Source organism: Kluyvera sp. 1366 (assembly GCF_054823405.1).
The window spans coordinates 21770-42676 of record NZ_JBTRDW010000001.1 but is presented as its reverse complement, the minus strand read 5'-3'; the positions used below and the strand labels follow the sequence as shown (position 1 = coordinate 42676).

Sequence of the window (20907 nt, the reverse complement as noted above, 5' to 3'; positions counted from 1 at the left end):
AAGCCCCAATGGGGCTTTTATTATTCAGAGGATAAAGACGGCTGGCCCTTTATCTTCAATCGTGTTGAGAATGCGTAATGCCGCTTTGTTTGGCTTGCTTTCGTTGCGCTCCCACTTGGATACGCTTTCCACAGACATTCCGGTGGTTAACGCCAGCGCTGCTTGCGACATATTCCAGCGCAGTCGCACTGCTTTAATTTCTATACCACTCATCGTACGTACTGGAGGAATGTTACGCGCTTCTATAGCAGCGTTAATTTCGGCAACTGTTTCATCTTTCACTGCGCCAAGCTGATTATAACGTTGCGCCATGCTCTGGATTTTTTTTAAACGATCAGTCATTACAGTTTACCTCAATCAACTCTTTAGCTTTAACTAACGCCTCGATTAGCTCGTCGGGCATAGCAATGAAATCTCGCGCGATGCTGCAATAGGCATCAATTTCATCGTCTTCTAACTCTTTGCCTTTCTTCTTCGAAAGCTGGCTTTTTAAATACATATCAAAAAAGTAAAGATTCTTCCCATCATTGAAAAATACTATGCAGCGCGCCCCATCAGAAGCACCGATGCCAGGTAAACCGACTCGCTTCTTATAAGTAAATCGACCCAGGCAATCGCCGTGAAGCCCGGCAAAAATGGACATCGCTGCCTTACACAAAATTTTGTCGTTGATGCGTGCTTTTAAACGTTCTTCCTGAAATTCTGGCGTGAGAAAAATTCCCATGGTCGCTTCCTTGCCACTCTTTCATCCGTAAGCATTACTATAGTCGTGCTTACGGGTAAGATCAATTTTCATGCGCTTACTGGCGTATCCCAATCGCCTGAAAGTCAGTATCATAGACGTTCTGCCGCTTACCAGGATAAGTGAACCCGCCCGCTATGACCGACCATACAGCACTATTTTCGCGGCTGACTTTTACCCTTGCTGATAACAGCCGCACGCCGCTGTACAAACGCTTTGCCACTGCAATTAAAGATGCGGTGCGTGATGGCGTGTTAGTGCATGAAGAGATCCTGCCGAGTGAGCGTGACTTCAGCCAGTCGCTGAACATTTCGCGCATTACCGTGCGTAAAGCCATGGATGCGCTGGAAAAAGAGGGCGTGGTATTGCGCTCTCGAGGCTACGGTACGCAGATCTGCACCCAGTTCGAGTACTCACTGAAAGAGCCGAAAGGCTTGTCCCAGCAAGCAGTGCTGCGTGGTAAAAAGCCCGATACCGTGTGGATTAATAAAAGCAAAATCCAATGCGATGCAGAAATCGCTGAGAAATTGGGGCTGAACAAAGGCAGCGAAGTGTATCTGCTGAAACGCATTCGTTATGTCGATCAGCAAGCGGTGTCGGTGGAAGAATCCTGGGTACCGGCGCGCTATATCACTAATGCGGATGAGATTGGCATTTCGCTGTACGACTATTTCCACCAGCAACAAATTCTGCCGGTTAAATCGCAAAGCAGAGTGAGTGCTCGCATGCCTGATGAGGCGCTGCAGCAGCAGATCGCCCTACCTGACAACGTACCTGTGTTGGTGATCAAGCAGCTGGCGTTAGATGCGCAGGGCAATCCGCTGGAGTACAGCATTAGCTACTGTCGTAGCGATATGTATGTGTTTATTGCGGAGTAAGGCGCTGTTGCCAGTAAGCTGTTAACGTGGCGCGATCGGGCGCGCAATCGCCGCCGCGTTGTGACACCACATAAGACGCCACCGCGTTGCCGAGCGCAACGCTTTCTGCCAGTGGCCAACCCGACGCTAATCCCGCCAGTAATCCACCCGCGTGGCTGTCGCCTGCACCTATGGTATCGACCACTTTTGTCGGCAGCGCCGGCATCCAGCCCTGTGTTTCCGCGTTAACGAAACCGGCGCCTTCGCTATCAAGTCGCACCACCATCGCGCCGCCGAATCGCTGCTGCCAGCACGTCATTAACTGATGCGCATCAATGGGTTCTGTTTGATTCAAACGTTCATGCCACAGCAGTTCGGCTTCCTGTCTGTTCACTGTAATCAGTGGGTGGCACGCCATAACGCGTTCGAAATGCGCATCACCGATATCCGCCAGACGCGGACCGAAATCCAACAGCAGCTGATACGGCTGGCTTTGCTGCTCCAGCCAGTCGATCAGCACATCACCGCTTTTGCTGGTGAGCTGATAGCCGGAAAGGTAGATCCAGCGATTGGCCAGCTGCGGCAACGTGTTCAGCAGCGCTGCATCCCACTGATTTTCCACGCCGCTCACTGACAGAAAAGTACGCTCGCCATCAGGTTCCACTAACGCTAAACACCAGCCGTTATCGCCTTTCGCCGTTTCCAGCACGCTGTGGATGCCATATTCCGTCAGCTTCTGCCGCACAATGCTGGCCCAAGTGCCGTTGCCGAGCGGCAGCGCATTGATGGACGGGATGCCAAGCCGGTGCAGCGCAATCGCCACATTCAGCGCACAGCCGCCCACGTTGACGCCCTGCTGGTGGAGCTCAATATCGCTGCCACGATGGGGCAACGAGTAAGCATCAGCAATCACATCCACTACCGCCGCACCAATCACAAGCACTGGCAGACGGCTTTCAAGTCTCTGCAGATCATCAGGCGTCAACATAAGCGGCCTCGCGCTGCTGGCGGAAACGCGTGAATGCAGCGCTGTAACGAGTGAAATCCAGCGCGTTAGCGGCATCCAGCTCGGCTTTCAAGGCAACGTCGATGCTGTCGATGCCGTGCAGCGCGCCGCAAATGGCCACCGCCATCGCGCCGATGGTATCGGTATCGCCGCCGAGGTTAGCGCAAAGGATCGCGCAGCGATTAGGATCGGTCTCGGCCAATTCCACCATCGCAATCGCCGCCGGTACCGATTCAATGGTGCTGGTGCCGGTGCCTACCAGATCGTAAATATGCTGCATGGTGGATTCCACGCCCCTGCCCTGCACGACCACGCTTAACGCCAGTTCGATGCGTGCCGCCATCGACGCGCTAAAGGTGGTGACACGCTTTTCCTGTGCCGCGCGTGCGATCGCGGGCAGTTCATCGCGGATCGTTGCCCAGTTGGCACCGTCAATGGCGCGTGAAACAGCCCACGCAATCACCGTCGCGCCGGAAATCGCGACATCCGATTTATGCGTAGGGCTCGACGCCAGTGCGACGGCATCAATAAAAGCCGGTAAATCGCGTGCTGGCAGCAGACAGCCGAGCGGTGACACACGCATCGCTGCGCCGTTAGTCGTGCCGTTATTTTCCAGCTGCGACACTGGCGTGCCGGCTTTCATGGCGTTGAGCGCGATTTTTGAGGTCGGTCCAAGCACGTTTTTGTTGAAGGCATCAAACGACTCGGCCCACTGCAAAATATTCGCACCAATGGTTTGGGCGTTGATCTCGCCGTCGTGAGTGACGATCGCATCAGCCAACGCCAGCGCCATAGAAGTGTCATCGGTAAAGGCCGCCCGGCCAAAGTAGCAGGCGGCGTTGTTCTCAGCCGGACCGGGCAGGAAGCGATCGATCCAGCCAAAGTGCTGCTTCACGCGTGAGCGCGGCCATAATTCGGATGGCATGCCCATCGCATCGCCCAGCGCCTGGCCGTAAAACGCGCCTAAAATCCGTTTTTCTTGCGTTGTCATCGTCATGGTGAAATCTCTTATTTATGGCTGTCAGCGGTTGCTGAATTTTCGAAAGCGGTAAGTTCATCGCTGCGTTTTTTGCCGTCGCGGAACAGGACGATAAAGGCGATGGTGATCATTACGATCATCACGCTGCCAAACATCCACATGCCTGCCCAGTTGAAAGTCTGCCCGTCGCGGGGTTGGTCGTAGGCGAACATTTCCTGCATCAGATAGCCGCCAAGGCGGTAACCCAGCAGGCTGCCGATACCCTGACAGGCCAGCGTGATCAGCCCTTGCGCAGCATTACGCATCGCCACTGGCGCTTTCTTATCAACATAGATGTAAGCGGTGATGAAGTAGAAATCGTAGCTGACGCCGTGCAGCAGAATGCCCATGAACAGCAAGCCGTAAGTCAGCATGTTTTGATCGCCACCGAACACGAAGAACACGTAGCGCAGTGCGGCGGTGGTTAATCCCAGCAGCAGCACTTTGCCGATGCCAAAGCGTTTGATGAAGAACGGTAGCGCCAGCAGGAAGAAGATTTCCGAAACCTGGCCGAGCGTCATCCAACCGGTGGCGTGCGGCAAGCCGACTTCCGTCAGATAGCCTTCGGCAAAGATGTAGTAAAACGCCAGCGGCATGCTGAACAGGAAGGAGCAGACGAAGAACACAAGAAAGCTGCGATCCTTCAGCAGATGCAGCGCATCCAGACCAAGCGCGACGCGCAGGCTGAATTTGCCGGTGCTTTTCGGCTCGGTGGCGGGCAACGTCAGGGCAAAAATGCCCAGTAATAGCGAGCTTGCGGCGGTGATCAATAACGGCACGTTGCTGGCTGAGATATCGCCATAGCCCAGCAGCGGCGGCAGGAAACCACAAACGATGCCAGACGCGATCCAGCCAAGTGTGCCCATGACGCGAATGCGCGGGTAATCACGCTCCACATCCGCGACGTGCGAAAACGCGATGCTATTGGTTAAGGCGATGGTGGGCATGTAAGTGAGCGCATACAGCAATAGCAACGGGAAGAAACCGCCGAAATGCGTTTGCTGAGCTGCGAAGAACATCAGAATCGATCCGACGATTGTTAGCAGCGACAACACTTTCTGCGCCTGGAAGAAGCGATCGGCCAGCGATCCGACAAGGATCGGCGACAGGATGGCGGCTATCGAAGTACAGGCGTAACACCAGGCGATCTCAACCGGCGAGAAGCCGTTTTTGCTGAGAAATGCCCAGAGCGGTACAAACCATGCGCCCCAGATAAACCACTCAAGAAACATCATGAACGACAGTTTTGGGATTGTTGTTTTCATTTAAAAGGACTCCCCGGTGTAGGTGGAGGCAAATCTAACACCGGATATAATACCTTTGTAATACCACTGGTGGATTTTTTGAACTGGTCCACAACATTTTAAATGATGGGCAACGGTATGAGATGCGAGATATCTGGGGGCGGAGGATGGGAATAAGGACGCGCCTGACGCGCCCTGTGATGCTTAGCGGCGGTTTTTCCATACCGTCTGAATATTGCAGAATTCGTGGACGCCAAAGCTCGATAGTTCACGACCATAGCCGCTCTTCTTCACGCCTCCAATCGCAACTCGCGGATCTGACGCACCATTGCCATTGATAAATACCGCGCCGGTCTCCAGTTTTTCCGCCAGTTCGTTGGCCAGCGCTTCGTTGCCGCTCCACACTGTTGCACTCAGCCCAAATTCGCTGTCATTAGCCAGCTCAAGGGCATGTTGTGCATCACGAGCGACACTAATTGCTGCGACCGGGCCAAAGATTTCCTGCTGGAAAGCTGTCATGGCTGGCGTGACATCGGCGAGGATCGTCGGGACGTAATAGTTGCCTGGGCCGTCAATTTTATGGCCGCCTAATACCAGACGTGCGCCTTCCTTGATGGTCTGCTGCACTTGATTATCCAGCTCGTCACGCAGATCGTAACGCGCCATTGGTCCGATGTAGGTATCTTCTGCCAAAGGATCGCCGATCTTCAATGCCTGCACCGCTGCGCTAAAACGCGCCTCAAACGCTTCTGCGACACTTTCTTCAATAATGAACCGCTTGGCTGCCATACAGACCTGTCCGGTGTTCTGATAGCGTCCTGTAACCGCTGAGGCCACTGCAGCATCCAGGTCTGCATCCGCCAGCACGATGAAAGGATCCGCGCCGCCCAGCTCCAGTACAGTTTTCTTCAGTACTGCAGCGGCTTGCGCTGCAATTGCACCGCCTGCACGCACGCTGCCGGTTACCGCTACAGCGGCAATTCGTGGATCTTTGATCGCGGCCGAAACGCCATCGTTATCGACGTTGATCACGGTAAAGCCGCCTTTAGGCAGTTCGGTGGCGTCAAACAGCGACTTCATGAGGTTAGCGGATCCCATTACGCTCGGTGCGTGCTTGAGCACGTAGGTATTGCCCGCCAGCAACATGCTGACTGCGCCGCGCAGAACTTGCCAATAAGGGAAGTTCCATGGCATCACGGCAAGGATCACACCGAGCGGACGAAATGACTGCCACGCTTGCTGGTTTTCTACCAGCGTTGGTTTGTCGGCCAGGATCGCCGGACCATGCTCTGCATACCAGTCACACAGATTGGCGCATTTCAGTACTTCAGCACGTGCCTGAGCGATCGGTTTGCCCATTTCCAGTGTGGCCATGGTTGCGAGCTCATCCTGACGCTGGCGAATCTGTTCAGCCAGTTGACGCAGCACTTTCACTCGCTGCGGCATCGCGGTATAGCGCCATTCTGCATAGGCATCAGCACTTTGCTGCAATGCGGCTTCCAACTCGGCTGCGCTCTGCAGCGGATAGGTTGCGAGGATTTCGCCGCTAGTAGGGTTACGGGAGATAACGTTGTCAGTCATGAAAGATGTCCTCGTCATAAGTGATGTGATGTTCGATGAAGTTCACTTTACGCCGGGATATAGTTTCTTAAAAATGAATAATGATGAGGAAGTTGTTCATTTATGGAGAAATAGAAGGATCCAGATCGCATATAACTGATGATTTGGTGGGATCAAACAGGATGTTATCGCGATGGGGCTGTTTTAAACATTTTGCCTGTCTAAAGCCGCTTCAGTCCTGGCGTTATTAAGTTATACAGTGAATAGATCTTAAAGAAAGATCATATAGAGATCTTAAAGAGATCCTAAGAGATCCCCGATCGTCGCAGGCCGCACCCCACAAGGGCTCAGAAGGTGATCGCGTTCACTATAATGAGTAAAGTGTTCACTGGAGTCAGTAGTTTATTCACTATAGAGAGTAGAATGTTCACTATAAACAGTGTTAATGTTCACTGTAATCAGAAAACGACCCTTTTCATCCACAGAATGAAGATCTCAGGCTATGGCAGATAAAGAGAGTGAAAACAAGGCGTTACTCGAGCCTTTTCTGTCGGTGACAAAAAACAGCGGTGAAGTTATTCAACTCCACCCCAATAAAAATAACACCGTACAACCGGTCGCTTTAATGCGCCTGGGTCTGTTTGTTCCTACATTGAAGTCCACAGCGCGCGGTAAATCAGGCGCGATGGCATCGACCGATGCAACGAAAGAGCTGAAGAACCTTTCTTTAGTGAAATCGGAAGGCTATGAAAAAATTACCATTACCGGCGCAAGGCTGGACATGGATAATGATTTCAAAACCTGGGCCGGTATTATTCAGTCTTTCTCGCGTTATCCTTCTAAGGGCGACACCGTGACGCTGCCGTTTATCGATTTCGTCAAGATGTGCGGGATCCCGTCGGCAAACTCTTCGGCTGCGCTACGTAAGCGCTTAGATGCCTCTCTGCGACGCATTGCGACCAATACGTTGTCCTTTGAAGGGAATGGCAAAGCCTATCACACTCACCTTGTGCAATCGGCGTATTACGATCGTGAAAAGGATCTGGTGCGCATCCAGGCCGATCCAAAGTTATTCGAGCTCTATAATTTCGACCATAAAGTGTTACTGCAGCTGCGAGCCATTTCGCGTTTAAAACGTAAAGAATCGGCTCAGGCGTTGTATACCTATCTCGAAAGTTTGCCAACGAATCCGGCGCCCATCTCTCTGGCGCGTTTGCGTATGCGTTTAAATCTGGGCTCGAAAACCACCACGCAAAATCACGTGGTGCGACGTGCGATGGAGCAGCTCAAAGAGATCGGCTATCTCGACTATTCGGAAGTGAAACGTGGCCGTTCGGTGTTCTTCATCATCCACAGCAGGACGCCGAAACTCGACGGCATCAGCAATCTCGAAAGCATCGATTCGCTGGAAGATATTGAGTTCGAAGAATGATGTTGCCCGCTTACTGTAATCAGTAATTCTCCTTAAGCTGTGTCACTTTTTGAGCAAAAGTGACACATGCTCTATCCGCTAACATTCACTGCAATCAGCTGTCCTCACGTGATTCACTGTAATCAGTAACGTTCACTGTAATCAGAAACCTTCTGCTTTTATTGTGTCTTATGCGATGTTTTGCACCGCGTTGTAGCCTTTCTAAGCTACTTACAAGGATAGTGAGTACTTACAAGGGCGGTGACGCAGTACTTAACTTCCTTTTTTCACTGCCTCTCTACTGATCACAGTGAACGTTTGTTTGAGCGCTCGCTTTCACTGATTACAGTGAATGCCAATTACAGGCTGCATACTGAATACAGTGAACGTTCAAATGCAACTTAATGATTTATAACCATTAAAAAAGTCTGTTTCAAATTGATTCACTGTAATCAGCAGTTTGACTGTGAATACAGCCAGTAAAAGTGACAGGGTTGGTCACTAAGCTGATTACAGTGAACGTTTGGTTTGCCTTCTCACTACAGTGAACTGAAACGTGAGACGTTCGTGCTGACGCTCATATACCGCTTGAACAACATGTCACGCTGTCACTGATTACAGTGAACGTTACCAACTCGTCCCCTGCCCTGCCAGGTTTGCAGCATGAAACAAACTCGCTTAGCGCATCGTTTTTTACTGAATACAGTGAACGTTGGGCGTTTTAATCAGCAGCGTGTTTTACTGATTACAGTGAATGTTGTTGACGACATTCTGGGTATTTCGCTGTAACGCATATGGCGCTTCCAGGCATATCAGCTTGTCGGCAAATAACACTCTACTGATTACAGTGAACGTTTGTCTTATCATGCTTGTCGGGCTGTACTGATTACAGTGAACGTTCTGTATAGCGTCATAACTTTTACTGATTACAGTGAATGTTCTCGGTCTGGCCAAATTGACTTACTGATTACAGTGAACGTTTTATCGCAGTGCGACAACGTCTACTGATTACAGTGAATCTTTGCCGATGAAGAGTACAAGGCTTTTACTGATTACAGTGAACGTTTGGCGTTATGTGAAAACGTCGCGAGGGTTTGCTGATTACAGTGAACATCTCACCAGCATGGCACTATCGTTGCTCTCTCGCCTGTTTTTACTTCCAGGCATCATCTACTGATTACAGTGAATCTTCAGCCACCGCTCGCTGATTACAGTGAACCTTTTACTGATTGCAGTGAACGTTTATCTACGACGCTTATCAGCTTACTAACTACAGTGAATATTCCAGCAATTTTGGTCGCAAGCCCCCTTCTCTTTTCTCTGTTTAAAAGTATACAGAGTAGAAACCGGCTACTGAATACAGTGAATCTTTGGGCCTTTGAACAAGATTTCAGCGGTTCAATATTGAACAAAAAACCGGGATGACTAAATTACGAACGCTGATTACAGTGAATCTTTGCGTTAAACCGCTCTTAATCAAGGTCTTTTCACATAACTTATTCTTCCTGAGCAGAAGAGATATATTTGCCTCATGTGCTGGATTTATGTATAAAGTCATAAATCCTACATGTGTGGAGCAAGTATGGCTAACGATGAGAAGCAGGTTCTGAAGGTCGCACAACGTTCAGAAAGAATGCTGATGAGCCTGACTGAACAGATTCAGGCGCAGAAAGAAGAATTGCGGGAAAACACGTTCTATCAGGTTTACGCTAAAGCGGCGTTAGCCAAACTGCCCAAATTGACGCGTGCGAGCGTGGATTACGCTGTCAACGAAATGGAAGAAAATGGTTATCCGTTCGATAAGCGTGCAGCGGGCAGCTCAACCAAGTATGCGATGTCGATTCAGAACATCATCGATATCTATCACCATCGCGGTGTGCCCAAGTACCGCGATCGCCACCATGAAGCCTTTAGCATCTTTGTTGGCAACCTCAAAGGCGGCGTTTCGAAAACGGTCTCTACCGTTTCGCTGGCACACGCATTACGTGCGCATCCGCATCTGCTATTTGAAGATCTGCGTATTCTGGTCATCGATCTGGACCCGCAATCTTCCGCCACCATGTTCCTGAACCATCAACGTTCAGTGGGATTAGTAGAAGCGACCGCCGCACAAGCGATGCTACAGAACGTCAGCCGCGAAGAGTTGCTCAACGAGTTTATCGTTTCCTCGATTATTCCGGGCGTCGATGTGCTGCCGGCGTCAATTGATGACGCCTTCATTGCCTCGCGTTGGGAAGAGTTGTGTGCCGCTCACCTGCCCGAGCAAAACATCCACGCGGTGCTGTATGACAATGTAGTGGCCAAGCTGAAGAAAGATTACGACTTTATCTTTATCGACAGCGGCCCGCATCTTGATGCCTTCCTGAAGAACGCCATTGCTGCTTCAGACCTGCTGATGACGCCAGTGCCGCCCGCGCAGGTGGATTTCCACTCCACGCTGAAGTACTTAACGCGTTTGCCGGAGTTGATTGGCATCATTGAAGAATCGGGCGCAGCCTGCCGTTTGCAGGGCAACATTGGCTTTATGTCTAAACTGTCGAATAAAGCGGACCACAAGCTGTGTCACAGCCTGGCGAAAGAGATTTTTGGCGGCGATATGCTTGATGCTGCATTGCCGCGTCTGGATGGCTTTGAGCGCTGCGGAGAGTCGTTTGATACGGTTATCTCAGCCAATCCATCAACCTACGTGGGCAGCACCGAAGCCTTAAAGAATGCGCGTTCAGCGGCGGAAGATTTCGCGAAAGCCGTATTTGACCGTATTGAATTCATTCGCCTGAACTGAGGTTACTATGAGCGCAAAAAGAATCACTATTGGCCGAACTTTCAGCCAGACACCATTGCAGACTGAAGAAAGCGCCGATGGCCATTCTCAGACATTTATTCTGGCGACGGGTAAACGCGCCCTGTTCACGCTGGAGCACATCCCGGCGAAGGAAATTGAAGAGAAAACCTTCGTTAAGATGGAAACCAATGGCCGCGATCAGTCTGGCCTGACGCCAGAATCGCTGCGCGACATCATTCGCACCATCAAATTGCAGCAGTTTTTCCCGGCGATTGGCGTAAAGCGTGACGATCGCATTGAGATTCTCGATGGTTCACGCCGTCGTGCAGCGGCTCTGCACTGCAAAACTGGGCTTGATGTGTTGGTTACAGACGTGGCTATCTCGGCGGAAGAAGCGCGCCGTTTAGCCCAGGATATTCAGACCGCGCGCGAGCACAATCTGCGTGAAGTGGGCATGCGTCTGCTATCGCTTAAAGAGAGTGGATTGTCGCAGAAAGAGATTGCGCAAAGCGAAGGCTTATCGCAGGCCAAGGTAACGCGTGCATTGCAAGCGGCAAGCGTGCCGCTTGAGCTGGTAACGCTGTTCCCGAATCATTCAGAGCTGACCTATCCTGACTATAAATCGCTGCTTCAGGCGTATGAGAAGCTGCAGGAAACCGGACAAACGGTTGATGCCCTGATCGATACTATCGGTATGGATGTTGATACCGTATGCGCGCGCGATGGATTGGCCGAAGACGAAGTGAAGAATGGCATTCTGCGTTTAGTGCGTAACGGTAGCCAGACGCTGATTCAGTCACCGGCAAAAGATAAAACCGTGGCGACGCCATTATGGAGTTTCGCCGATAAAGACCGCTTTGCGCGTAAGAAAACGCGCGGACGCATGTTCAGCTACGAGTTTAATCGCCAGTCAAAAGAGTTGCAGGAAGAGCTGGATAAGGTGATTAACGAGACGCTCAATAAGTATCTTAATCAGTAATTGAAATGCCGCCTCCGGGCGGTTTTTTTATGCCCTTTTCAATGCCTCGCCAGCGTAATTTCATCGCTAACTGTATGAAATATAGATTATCGCCGCGGAAATTTCAGCCTGAAATCGCCACTGTTTTAGCCAGCAGCTCAAAGATATCCGTTAATAAATCACCAATACTGATTAACTGACTGCAGCCAATTTAACCAGCTGTGTGCGAAAGCAACAAAAGGCAGCCACAGCAGAATTGCCGTCCAGGCAGCGAGTGAAATTTCATCTGCTCGCCTAATCGATTTCATCTCTATTGATATGAAATATAAGGGGTTTTTGATAAAATTTCAGGCTGAAATCGCCAATTAACTTTTAGTTTCAGCCACCCTCAAAAATCCCTAGGCGAGATTAGCCAGATGATATTCAATGATTTATCCACAGAAAACGTGGATAACTTTCAAGACTCACCTTACTCAATTAACGTTAAAGCTGATGAAAATTGCCAGACCGCATCGCGCACGCGCACCGGTTTATTAATCAGCCCCAACGCATAAAAGCGATCGGCGATGGTCTGCTGCTCTTTGATTACTTCGAAGGCCATCGCACGCGTTTTGTGGCTGCGGCGAGTCAAGGCATGTTCAACTGATGCGATTTCCAATCCCAGCTCCTGAGCCAACAACATCGATGCTTGATGGCGATGGCTATCGATGAACAAACCCGTTTGTTGCAAACTCTCCACCAGCTGTCTGAGGATGTCATCGTGCTGTTCAACGTAATCACGCCGCGCCAGATAGAACTGATGATTACGTACGCGCCCTTCACCATTAACCAAAACCCGCAGCTCGGGATTGCTCTCCGCGGCGCTGAGCAACGGATCCCACATCATCCAGGCATCAACCGAAAGATAATCACTTGCCGTCAGCGGATATTTTGGCGGCGTATACACCACTTTCAGTTCATCCAAACCAATGCCCGCTTCCTCCAGTAGCTGCAGCAGTAGCCAGTGAACGTTCGAGCCTTTGTTAACCGATATGCGCTTACCGCGCAGATCGCTGATGGTACGAATATCGCTGTCATGCGGTACCACGATGCCAACGCTGCTCGGCGCTGGCGGCTCCCACGCGATATAAGTCACTGCATTGCCACTCGCCTGAGCGAAGATTGGCGGTACTTCACCGGTGGTACCAAAATCGATTTCGTTGTTTTGCAGCGCATACAGCAGCTGTGGCCCGGCGGGAAACTCACTCCACAACACGCTTATGCCTTGCTGAGCGAAACAGTGTTCCAGGCTTTGACGGGCTTTCAATACGCCAAGATTGCCAAACTTCTGGTAGCCAATGCGCAGCTCACGCTCCTGCGTCCCGTGTGTATGAGATGTCGACGTAGTTACCGGCGCTTTTCGCCGTCCTTTAATCATTCCCTGATTCGCCAGATGCGTGCGCAATGTGTGGCGGCTGATACCTAATAGCGCCGCAGCCTGGGTTTGATTGTGATCTGTCATCGATAGCGCATTGCTAATAAGGCTGCTGATAACGCGATCAAACAGTTGTTGCGGCTGACTGGTTAGCTGCTGCTGAAGAAAACTGTCGAGCGTTGAATCGTTTGACTCGTTAAAACCATGTTCACTGTAACCAGCAAGTCGCAGCTGTGCGGGCGTCAGCGTCTCTTCACGGCTTAGCAATACGGCGTTATGCAGCGTGTTCTCCAGTTCACGGATATTGCCCGGCCAGCTGTATTCGCGCAGCGCTTCAAGCGCATCAGGAGAAAGACGCCGTGCCGGGCGCCCTAAACGTCGTGCGTAGAGGGCGAGGAAGTGTTGCGCCAGCAGCGGAATGTCTTCACGGCGCTGACGCAGCGGCGGTAATGGCACCACCGCAATATTCAGGCGATAGAACAGATCTTCGCGGAAGCGTCGTTCACGAATCGCCTGCGCCAAATCCACATGCGTAGCCGCGATAACTCGCACATCCACTTTGATCGCTTTACGCGAGCCCACGCGCGTAATCTCACGCTCCTGCAGCACACGCAGCAATTTAACCTGCAGTGAAGGACTGAGCTCGCCAATCTCATCCAGCAGCAAGGTGCCGCCTTGCGCTGATTCAAACCAGCCGGGATGTGACTGCGTCGCACCGGTAAAAGCGCCTTTCTCATGGCCAAACAACTCGGCTTCAGCCAGGCTTTCTGTCAAAGCACCGCAGTTAACCGCGAGAAAAGGGCCATGACGGCGTTGGCTGTGATGATGCAGATAGCGCGCCACCACCTCTTTACCTGTGCCGGTTTCGCCGACAATCAGAACGGTGGCATCCGTGGGCGCGAATTTATCCAGCAGCGATTGAAACGCCAGAGAAGCGGGATCGACTAAGCGCGGTGAGTCGGTGTGGTTATAGGTGGTTAACATGGTATTGAGTCCTGTAACGAGCATATCGTTAACCTAAATGCTCACGCTGACTATTAACACCATATAAAAAGCATAAGCAGTTGCATATGCAGCAATAGCTGTTGCGCCAGAGTTGCAAATGCAACTGTTTTGGTTGACGGCGACAAGGCTAACCGCCTGAAATACGGCGATTCGCGCCAGTTAACAACCTGGCACGCTTTCTGCTAACAGCTATATAACCAAATAAGCAGTTCAAAATGATCATTTTTTAATAAAGTTATATAGGAAAAGCATAATGGCCGATTCCGCGAACGATAAAATTAATGTCTTCTGGTTTTTACCGACGCACGGTGATGGACGCTATCTTGGCACCACGCAAGGCGGACGCCCGGTCGATTTACCCTACTTACAGCAAGTGGCGCTCGCCGCCGACAATCTTGGCTTCTATGGCGTATTAATTCCTACCGGCAAAAGCTGTGAAGATTCCTGGCTGGTGGCCTCGGCGTTAGCGCCGATCACCAAACGTCTGCGCTATTTAGTGGCTGTGCGTCCTGGCCTGCAGCCGCCAACGCTGGCAGCCCGCATGGCGACCACGCTTGATCGTCTATCTGAAGGGCGTTTATTGATTAACGTGGTAACTGGCGGCGATCCGATTGAGAACAAAGGCGACGGCATTTTCCTCAACCACAGTGAACGTTATGAAGTCACCAAAGAGTTCCTCGACGTCTACAGCCGCCTGATGCGCGGGGAGAAAGTGGATTACGAAGGCAAACACATTCACGTTGAAGGCGCAGAAGTGCTGTTTCCGCCGGTGCAGGAAAAGGGGCCGCCGCTCTATTTTGGTGGTTCATCGGAGGCGGCGATTGATGTTGCAGCGGAACAGATCGATACCTATCTCACCTGGGGCGAGCCACCAGCGCAGGTTGCCGAGAAGCTGGAAGTGGTGCGCGCACGTGCAGAGCAGCGCGGACGTAAGCTGGAATACGGCATTCGTTTGCACGTGATTGTGCGCGAGACCGAAGAAGAAGCCAAAGCGGCGGCAGATAAGTTGATTGGTCATCTTGATGAAGAGACCATCGCGCAGGCGCAGAAAATTTTCGCACGTATGGATTCCGCCGGTCAGGCACGAATGAGCGCGTTGCACAACGGCTCGCGCGACAACCTCTATATCTCGCCAAATCTGTGGGCGGGCGTGGGTCTGGTGCGCGGTGGCGCGGGCACTGCGCTGGTCGGCAGCCCGGAGCAGGTGGCTGAGCGTATCCGCGAATATCAGGCGCTGGGTGTCACAAACTTCATTCTGTCCGGTTATCCGCATCTGGAAGAAGCGCATCGCGTGGCCGAATTACTGTTGCCGCTGCTACCGCTGGCTAATGCGCAGCAGCAGCGTGAACGCACCATTAACACTGGCCCGTTTGGTGAAACCATTGGCGGCGATAAGCGTCCGTCAAAACAGACGAGCGCCAGCTAATGCAGGAGAAGGCAATGGCACGGGTAATCATTGTTGGCGGTGGCTTTAGCGGCACAGCGCTGGCGATTCATCTCGCACGAACCTCATCGAGCAGATTACTGATTACAGTGGTCGAACCGCGCGCCAACCTCGGTGGCGGCGTTGCCTATTCCACACAGGAGCCTGCGCACCGCATCAACGTGCCCGCTTCGCGCATGCAGTTAAGCGGTGAAGAGCAGGGCGCGTTTGACCGCTGGTATCGCCAACAGCCGGAATGTTCACTGGACTCAGTAGCGCACTGTGAAGACGGCGCAGTTTATCCGCAGCGCAGCCTGTTCGGTCGCTATCTGGCAGACCAGTTTGCGCAAGCTGCGCAGGCGTATCCGCACGTCACGCTGCGCCATGTTCAGGCCAGCGCCGTGGCCTGGGAAGGCGAGCAGCTGTTGCTCAGCAACGGCGAAACGTTGCGGGGTGATGTACTGGCGTTAGCGATCAGTCATCCGCCACCATCGTTGCCGCGTGCGCTGCAACCGTTCTCGGCGCATCCGGCGCTGATTGCCAATCCGTGGCAGCACGGCGTATTAGACGCCATCGATCCTCAATCCTCGGTGGCGATTATCGGTACCGGCCTGAGCATGGCGGACGTGGTGGCTTCATTGGGCACCCGACAGCATCGTGGCCCGTTAATCGCCTTCTCACGCCGTGGACAGCTCTCGCGCGACAACCTGAGCGGTGAATGGCCCGAATGGATGTTAGCCCCGCAGCAAGCGTCCAGTGCGCGTCTGTGGCTGCGACATATCCGTGCCGAGGTCGCGCGTGCCGCGGAACAGGATTTGCCGTGGCAGCGCGTGCTCGATCAGGTGCGCGTGCAAGGCCAGGATATCTGGCAATTGCTGCCCCTGCGCGAGCAGCAACGCTTTGTCCGTCATTTGCGCTCGTGGTGGGATGTGCATCGCTATCGCATCGCGCCGCAGGTGTCAGCGGTGATCAGCGCACGTCGCCAGCATGGCAGTCTGAAGGTTCTGGCCGCGCGCCTTAGCGACATCTCCGATGTCGGCAACCAACTGCAAATCACGCTACGCACGCGCGAGGGCGCCAGCGAAACCCATCGCCTCGATCACCTGATTGTCACCACAGGTCCCGGCCATGAAGCCTTAACCGCCAGCCAGCCGCTGCTGCAGTCGCTCAGCCAGCAAGGGCTAATCCGCGCTGACCTGCTCGGTTTTGGTATTGATGTCGATAGCCAATCGCACACGCTCAATGTTAACGGCCAGCCCAACGCACGACTGTTTGTCGTCGGTCCCGCTGCGCGTGCGCGCTTCGGTGAACTGATGGGATTGCCGCAGGTTGCCGATCACGCCGCCGCTGTGGCGAAACATATTTTACAAGAACTGCAAATCGCTCCCGCCGAGCGATGTCCCCCTTCAGCGCTTTAATCTCTCAACATCCTAAAAATTAACTGACGAACGCCGGGTCGTAACACGATCACGGCCTCGCTATGGAGATTGCTATGCCATCGCAACGTGAAATTCGCTTGAACGCATTTGATATGAACTGTGTCGGACACCAGTCGCCGGGCCTGTGGGCACATCCGCGTGACCGTTCCTGGCAATACAAAGACCTGGAGTATTGGGTCGATTTGGCGCGCCTGCTGGAGCGCGGCAAATTTGACGGCCTGTTTATCGCTGACGTGCTCGGCGTTTACGATGTACTCAACGGCAACGGCGATGCGGCGATCCGCCAGGCGACGCAGGTGCCGGTCAACGATCCGTTAGCGCTGATTACGCCAATGGCGCTGGTGACCGAACACCTCGGCTTTGGTCTTACGGCGTCGCTGTCGTTTGAGCATCCCTATCCGTTTGCGCGCCGCTTATCCACGCTCGATCACCTGACCAAAGGCCGCATCGGCTGGAACATCGTCACCTCGTATCTGGAGAGCGGGGCGCGCAACATTGGGCACAAAACCCAGATCGATCACGATAGCCGCTACGATTACGCCGACGAGTATCTGCAAGTGGTGTACAAGCTGCTGGAAGGCAGCTGGGAGCAGGATGCAGTATTGCGTGACCGCGAACGCCGTATCTTCAGCGACCCGCGTAAAATCCATCCCATCAATCATCAGGGCACCTTCTTCAACGTGCCGGGCATTCACCTGTGCGAACCGTCACCGCAGCGCACGCCGGTGCTGTATCAGGCGGGCGCATCGAGTCGTGGCAAACAGTTTGCCGCAGAACATGCCGAATGCGTATTTGTTGCCGCGCCGTCAAAAGTGCTGCTGAAGAAAACCGTCGCCGATATTCGCCGCCGCGCGGTGGAAGCGGGGCGCGATCCTTACAGCATCAAAATCTTCAATCTGCAAACCGTGATTGTTGGCGAAACCGATCTGGCGGCGCAGGCGAAATGGAAAGAGTACACCACTTGGGTCAGCTACGAAGGCGCGCTGGCGCTGGTATCAGGCTGGACCGGTATCGACTTCGGCCAGTATCAGCCGGATCAGGTGCTGAAATATATCCACACCAATGCCATTCAATCGGCGGTCGAAACTTTCTCCACCGCTGATCCCGATCGTCAGTGGACGGTAAAAGCACTGGCGGATTGGGTTGGCATCGGCGGTTTTGGTCCGCTGATTGTCGGCAGCGCGGAAACCGTCGCGGACGAGTTGCAAAGCTGGGTTGAAGAGACCGACGTAGACGGCTTCAACTTCGCCTACGCACTGACGCATGAAACCTTTGAAGATGTGGTGGAGTTGCTGATCCCGGAGCTGCAAAAGCGCGGCGTCTATAAAAAAGAGTACGCGCAGGGCACGTTGCGCGAAAAGTTATTCGCCGCCGGCCCGCAGCTGCAAGCACCGCATCCGGGCGCGGGCTATCGCGTTAAATCCTCCACGCCGCAGGAGGTCTTATGATCGAAATAGATCAGCTCAGCAAACACTATCGCGCGCCCGACGGCCGCATCACCGAGGTGCTGAAATCCATCAGCCTGCAAGTACCGCAAGCCAACATCACCGCGGTAGTTGGGCCGAGCGGCGCGGGTAAATCGACGCTGGCGAAGTGTATCAGCCTGCTGGAGCAACCGAGCGCCGGCAGCATCCGCGTTAACGGCAGCGATCTTTCTCGTCTGGATGGCGAAGCGCTGCGTCAGGCGCGTCGCTCAATTGGTACCGTGTTCCAGTCTTCCGCGCTGCTGCAACGCAAAACCGCGTGGGAGAATATCGCATTGCCGCTGCACTATCTTGGCGTGGTGGATCGCGATATCGCCGCGCGCGTGGGCGAACTGCTCGATAGCGTCGGCCTCAGCCACAAAGCCAAAGCCTATCCGGGCCAGCTTTCTGGTGGTCAGCGGCAGCGTATTGGTATCGCGCGTGCGCTGGCATTGCGCCCGTCGGTGTTGCTGGCAGATGAAGCCACTTCAGGGCTCGATCCCGAAGCCACCGTCACCGTGCTCGATCTGCTGAAAAAACTGCGTGATGACTACAAGCTGGCGATTGTGCTGATCACCCATGAAATGGACGCGGTGCGTCAGGCGGCAGATGCGGTAGCGGAAATTCGCGACGGCCAAATCGTGCAGTATGGCGTGGTGAAAGAGCTGCTGGCGCAACCCGATTCGCTATTGGGGCAGCGCCTGTTCCCGCTGGCGGCGCAGGCGGGCGATGCCGAGCTGGTGTTGCAGCTGAGTTATCGCACCGATGTGCCAGTCGCCAGCGACTGGATTTCGCGCCTCAGCCAGCAGTTTGGTTTGCGTATTGATCTGCTCGGCGCGCACGTCGAGCAGGTGAATGGTCTGCAAGCTGGCCGCCTCAAGGTGGGCATTCACTATCAGCAGGAACGCGTGCCGCTGGCGCGTTTACTGTCGCAGCTGGAACAGCTGGGCTTAGTTGCCAGCGTTTCGGGCAGCGTGTTGCCATTGCGGGAGGCGGTATGAGCGTATCAGTGATGAGTCAGGATACGCCATGGCCAGACATCCCGGCGCTGATGTTGCCCGCTCTGGGCGAAACCGCATTGATGGTGGCGATCGTGATGCTGTTCGTGATCACGTTTGGCGGCATCGTCGGCGTGGTGCTGTTCAACACCTCGGTGCGCGGTCTGTTTCCGCATCGCGGAATTAATAGAGTGTTGAGCTGGATCGTCAACATGGGCCGTTCGCTGCCGTTTCTGGTGCTGATGGCGGCCATCATTCCGTTCACCTTCTGGCTTACCGGCACCACCATCGGCATTCCTGCCGCCTTTGTGCCGATGATCGCCGCGGGTATTCCGTTCTTTGGCCGTTTGGTGGACAACGCGCTGCGTGAGCTGCCCGGTGAAGTCACGGCGGTGGGCTTGGTGTGCGGCGGTTCGCGCTGGCAGATCATCCGCTCGGCACAACTTAGCGAAGCGCTGCCGGCGATTGTGGCGGCAGTGACGCTCAACCTGATCTCAATGATTGAGTACTCCGCAATTGCCGGCACCATCGGCGCGGGCGGTATCGGCTATCTGGCGGTGGTGTACGGTTATCAGCGCTTCGATAATCACATCATGATCGCCACAATCGTGGTGCTGATCGCCTTAATTCAAACCATTCAATTTCTCGGCGACCGTTTGGTCACCGCATTACGCCATCCTCAGGGGACATCGTTATGACAACACAAGATTTCGAGCTGCGTAAAACCCGCCGCTGGCCGTGGCTGCTACTGATTATAGTGGTCGTTTTACTTGCAGCAGGCGGCTGGTTCTGGCGCAGCCAACAGGCGCAGGCGGTGGTTTTTGGCACCACGCTGAAGGTGCATTTTGAACCGGCGATGGCGGGCGAGCAGAAGCTGATTGAATACGTTGGCGAGCACATCGCGCCCGATTATGGCCTGAAGCTGGAGGCGGTTGGGGTGCAGGATCCGGTGCAAGCCGACCGCGCGGTAGCGGAAGGGCAGTATGCCGCCACCGTGTATCAGCATCAGTGGTGGCTAAAGCAAGTGGTGGATGCCAACGGTTTTGCGCTCACCTCAACGCTGCCGCTGTTCCAGTGGGCGTTTGGCATCTACTCCGATCGCTACACATCGGTAGCGGATCTGCCGCAGGGCGCGACCATCGTGGTGCCGGATGATGGCGCCAATCAGGGCCAGGCATTATGGTTGCTGGCGCGTCAGGGTTTAATCACGCTCGATCCCAACGTCGAGCCGCGCACGGCCAAACTGAAGAACATTGTCGGCAATCCGCACGGTTTCGTGTTTAAAGAGCTCGATTTGCTGACCATGCCGCGTGCGCTCAACTCGGTGGATGCGGCGATTGGTTACGTTTCGCAATTTGATGCCGGTAAAGTGCCGCGCGAAAAAGGCATTCTCTTCCCGCCTGCGCCGCGCACTTTCGCCTCACAGCTGGTGATTGGCACGCCTTATCTGGACCAGGAAAACATTGAGAAGCTGAAAAAAGCCTTCTCCGATCCGCGCGTCCAGCAGTGGTTGAAGACCACCGACGATCCGCTGGTAAAAGGCGTATTGGTGCCGGTCTCAGCCGAATAAATGGTTGTTGTTTGAAC

General features: G+C 53.6%; 18 protein-coding genes. 11 read left to right on the top strand and 7 right to left on the bottom strand.

Annotation, left to right across the window (positions count from 1 at the left end; genetic code table 11):
- Window positions 1-24: 24 nt before the first annotated feature.
- Both ACVLVH_RS00170 and ACVLVH_RS00165 read right to left on the bottom strand, forming a co-directional pair.
- Window positions 25-342: a helix-turn-helix domain-containing protein gene (locus ACVLVH_RS00170; RefSeq protein WP_277975150.1), complete on the bottom strand. Its 318-nt coding sequence runs from the start codon at window positions 340-342 to the stop codon at window positions 25-27.
- On the bottom strand, window positions 335-724 hold the full coding sequence (locus ACVLVH_RS00165; RefSeq protein WP_498948286.1) for a type II toxin-antitoxin system RelE/ParE family toxin: 390 nt from the start codon (window positions 722-724) through the stop codon (window positions 335-337). The genes ACVLVH_RS00170 and ACVLVH_RS00165 overlap by 8 nt, the downstream gene beginning before the upstream one ends.
- A 155-nt stretch (window positions 725-879) precedes the next feature.
- Here ACVLVH_RS00165 and ACVLVH_RS00160 point away from each other — a divergent pair, with 155 nt between their 5' ends.
- Window positions 880-1620 carry a GntR family transcriptional regulator gene (locus ACVLVH_RS00160; RefSeq protein WP_462063232.1) on the top strand — a complete coding sequence of 247 codons (741 nt, stop codon included), beginning with the start codon at window positions 880-882 and terminating at the stop codon, window positions 1618-1620.
- Here the strand turns inward: ACVLVH_RS00160 and ACVLVH_RS00155 are convergent.
- The 4 genes from ACVLVH_RS00155 to ACVLVH_RS00140 form a co-directional block, all read right to left on the bottom strand.
- Window positions 1607-2587, bottom strand: a complete 981-nt coding sequence (locus ACVLVH_RS00155; protein ID WP_462063230.1) for a PfkB family carbohydrate kinase — start codon at window positions 2585-2587, stop codon at window positions 1607-1609. The two genes, ACVLVH_RS00160 and ACVLVH_RS00155, sit on opposite strands and share 14 nt — an antisense overlap.
- Window positions 2574-3602 carry an ADP-ribosylglycohydrolase family protein gene (locus ACVLVH_RS00150; RefSeq protein ID WP_462063228.1) on the bottom strand — a complete coding sequence of 343 codons (1029 nt, stop codon included), beginning with the start codon at window positions 3600-3602 and terminating at the stop codon, window positions 2574-2576. The genes ACVLVH_RS00155 and ACVLVH_RS00150 overlap by 14 nt, the downstream gene beginning before the upstream one ends.
- Before the next feature lie 11 nt (window positions 3603-3613).
- Window positions 3614-4888, bottom strand: a complete 1275-nt coding sequence (locus ACVLVH_RS00145; protein WP_271460611.1) for a nucleoside permease — start codon at window positions 4886-4888, stop codon at window positions 3614-3616.
- A 183-nt stretch (window positions 4889-5071) separates the two neighbouring features.
- Window positions 5072-6448 (bottom strand): aldehyde dehydrogenase family protein, encoded by a 1377-nt coding sequence (locus ACVLVH_RS00140; RefSeq protein ID WP_498948282.1) that lies wholly within the window; start codon window positions 6446-6448, stop codon window positions 5072-5074.
- Between the two features lie 481 nt (window positions 6449-6929).
- Between ACVLVH_RS00140 and ACVLVH_RS00135 the strand changes: the two genes are divergently transcribed.
- From ACVLVH_RS00135 to ACVLVH_RS00120, 4 genes are all read left to right on the top strand, one after another.
- Window positions 6930-7859 carry a RepB family plasmid replication initiator protein gene (locus ACVLVH_RS00135; RefSeq protein ID WP_007886110.1) on the top strand — a complete coding sequence of 310 codons (930 nt, stop codon included), beginning with the start codon at window positions 6930-6932 and terminating at the stop codon, window positions 7857-7859.
- A 642-nt stretch (window positions 7860-8501) separates the two neighbouring features.
- Window positions 8502-8627, top strand: a complete 126-nt coding sequence (locus tag ACVLVH_RS00130; protein WP_255527839.1) for a hypothetical protein — start codon at window positions 8502-8504, stop codon at window positions 8625-8627.
- Between the two features lie 793 nt (window positions 8628-9420).
- Window positions 9421-10620 carry an AAA family ATPase gene (locus tag ACVLVH_RS00125; RefSeq protein ID WP_101761164.1) on the top strand — a complete coding sequence of 400 codons (1200 nt, stop codon included), beginning with the start codon at window positions 9421-9423 and terminating at the stop codon, window positions 10618-10620.
- 7 nt (window positions 10621-10627) lie between these two features.
- Complete coding sequence (locus ACVLVH_RS00120; RefSeq protein ID WP_110867047.1) at window positions 10628-11599, top strand: ParB family protein; 972 nt, start codon at window positions 10628-10630, stop codon at window positions 11597-11599.
- 448 nt (window positions 11600-12047) lie between these two features.
- Here the strand turns inward: ACVLVH_RS00120 and ACVLVH_RS00115 are convergent, their stop codons facing one another.
- Window positions 12048-13976, bottom strand: a complete 1929-nt coding sequence (locus ACVLVH_RS00115; protein WP_192414692.1) for a sigma-54-dependent Fis family transcriptional regulator — start codon at window positions 13974-13976, stop codon at window positions 12048-12050.
- A gap of 274 nt (window positions 13977-14250) precedes the next feature.
- On the opposite strand from ACVLVH_RS00115, the gene ssuD reads away from it, so the two are divergent.
- The 6 genes from ssuD to ACVLVH_RS00085 all read left to right on the top strand — a co-directional run bounded on the left by ssuD (window position 14251) and on the right by ACVLVH_RS00085 (window position 20890).
- Complete coding sequence (gene ssuD, locus ACVLVH_RS00110) at window positions 14251-15423, top strand: FMNH2-dependent alkanesulfonate monooxygenase (RefSeq protein ID WP_101761167.1); 1173 nt, start codon at window positions 14251-14253, stop codon at window positions 15421-15423.
- Window positions 15424-15437: 14 nt separating this feature from the next.
- The gene (locus ACVLVH_RS00105) at window positions 15438-16838 is read left to right on the top strand and encodes an FAD/NAD(P)-binding protein (RefSeq protein ID WP_370581466.1); all 1401 of its coding nucleotides are present in this window, start codon (window positions 15438-15440) and stop codon (window positions 16836-16838) included.
- A 74-nt stretch (window positions 16839-16912) separates the two neighbouring features.
- The gene (locus tag ACVLVH_RS00100) at window positions 16913-18307 is read left to right on the top strand and encodes an LLM class flavin-dependent oxidoreductase (protein ID WP_192414686.1); all 1395 of its coding nucleotides are present in this window, start codon (window positions 16913-16915) and stop codon (window positions 18305-18307) included.
- Entirely contained in the window at window positions 18304-19323 is a 1020-nt protein-coding gene (locus ACVLVH_RS00095; RefSeq protein ID WP_192414684.1) for a methionine ABC transporter ATP-binding protein, read from the top strand. Before ACVLVH_RS00100 ends, ACVLVH_RS00095 begins: the two co-directional genes overlap by 4 nt.
- Window positions 19320-20018 carry a methionine ABC transporter permease gene (locus tag ACVLVH_RS00090; protein WP_192414682.1) on the top strand — a complete coding sequence of 233 codons (699 nt, stop codon included), beginning with the start codon at window positions 19320-19322 and terminating at the stop codon, window positions 20016-20018. Before ACVLVH_RS00095 ends, ACVLVH_RS00090 begins: the two co-directional genes overlap by 4 nt.
- The gene (locus tag ACVLVH_RS00085; RefSeq protein WP_192414680.1) at window positions 20015-20890 is read left to right on the top strand and encodes a MetQ/NlpA family ABC transporter substrate-binding protein; all 876 of its coding nucleotides are present in this window, start codon (window positions 20015-20017) and stop codon (window positions 20888-20890) included. The genes ACVLVH_RS00090 and ACVLVH_RS00085 overlap by 4 nt, the downstream gene beginning before the upstream one ends.
- Window positions 20891-20907: the final 17 nt, after the last annotated feature.

What these genes read in the sequence shown, in the direction of transcription:
- ACVLVH_RS00170 (WP_277975150.1), bottom strand. Translation starts at nt 342, where the DNA reads ATGACTGATCGTTTAAAAAAAATCCAGAGCATGGCGCAACGTTATAAT.
- ACVLVH_RS00165 (WP_498948286.1), bottom strand. Translation starts at nt 724, where the DNA reads ATGGGAATTTTTCTCACGCCAGAATTTCAGGAAGAACGTTTAAAAGCA.
- ACVLVH_RS00160 (WP_462063232.1), top strand. Translation starts at nt 880, where the DNA reads ATGACCGACCATACAGCACTATTTTCGCGGCTGACTTTTACCCTTGCT.
- ACVLVH_RS00155 (WP_462063230.1), bottom strand. Translation starts at nt 2,587, where the DNA reads ATGTTGACGCCTGATGATCTGCAGAGACTTGAAAGCCGTCTGCCAGTG.
- ACVLVH_RS00150 (WP_462063228.1), bottom strand. Translation starts at nt 3,602, where the DNA reads ATGACGATGACAACGCAAGAAAAACGGATTTTAGGCGCGTTTTACGGC.
- ACVLVH_RS00145 (WP_271460611.1), bottom strand. Translation starts at nt 4,888, where the DNA reads ATGAAAACAACAATCCCAAAACTGTCGTTCATGATGTTTCTTGAGTGG.
- ACVLVH_RS00140 (WP_498948282.1), bottom strand. Translation starts at nt 6,448, where the DNA reads ATGACTGACAACGTTATCTCCCGTAACCCTACTAGCGGCGAAATCCTC.
- ACVLVH_RS00135 (WP_007886110.1), top strand. Translation starts at nt 6,930, where the DNA reads ATGGCAGATAAAGAGAGTGAAAACAAGGCGTTACTCGAGCCTTTTCTG.
- ACVLVH_RS00130 (WP_255527839.1), top strand. Translation starts at nt 8,502, where the DNA reads ATGAAACAAACTCGCTTAGCGCATCGTTTTTTACTGAATACAGTGAAC.
- ACVLVH_RS00125 (WP_101761164.1), top strand. Translation starts at nt 9,421, where the DNA reads ATGGCTAACGATGAGAAGCAGGTTCTGAAGGTCGCACAACGTTCAGAA.
- ACVLVH_RS00120 (WP_110867047.1), top strand. Translation starts at nt 10,628, where the DNA reads ATGAGCGCAAAAAGAATCACTATTGGCCGAACTTTCAGCCAGACACCA.
- ACVLVH_RS00115 (WP_192414692.1), bottom strand. Translation starts at nt 13,976, where the DNA reads ATGTTAACCACCTATAACCACACCGACTCACCGCGCTTAGTCGATCCC.
- ssuD (WP_101761167.1), top strand. Translation starts at nt 14,251, where the DNA reads ATGGCCGATTCCGCGAACGATAAAATTAATGTCTTCTGGTTTTTACCG.
- ACVLVH_RS00105 (WP_370581466.1), top strand. Translation starts at nt 15,438, where the DNA reads ATGGCACGGGTAATCATTGTTGGCGGTGGCTTTAGCGGCACAGCGCTG.
- ACVLVH_RS00100 (WP_192414686.1), top strand. Translation starts at nt 16,913, where the DNA reads ATGCCATCGCAACGTGAAATTCGCTTGAACGCATTTGATATGAACTGT.
- ACVLVH_RS00095 (WP_192414684.1), top strand. Translation starts at nt 18,304, where the DNA reads ATGATCGAAATAGATCAGCTCAGCAAACACTATCGCGCGCCCGACGGC.
- ACVLVH_RS00090 (WP_192414682.1), top strand. Translation starts at nt 19,320, where the DNA reads ATGAGCGTATCAGTGATGAGTCAGGATACGCCATGGCCAGACATCCCG.
- ACVLVH_RS00085 (WP_192414680.1), top strand. Translation starts at nt 20,015, where the DNA reads ATGACAACACAAGATTTCGAGCTGCGTAAAACCCGCCGCTGGCCGTGG.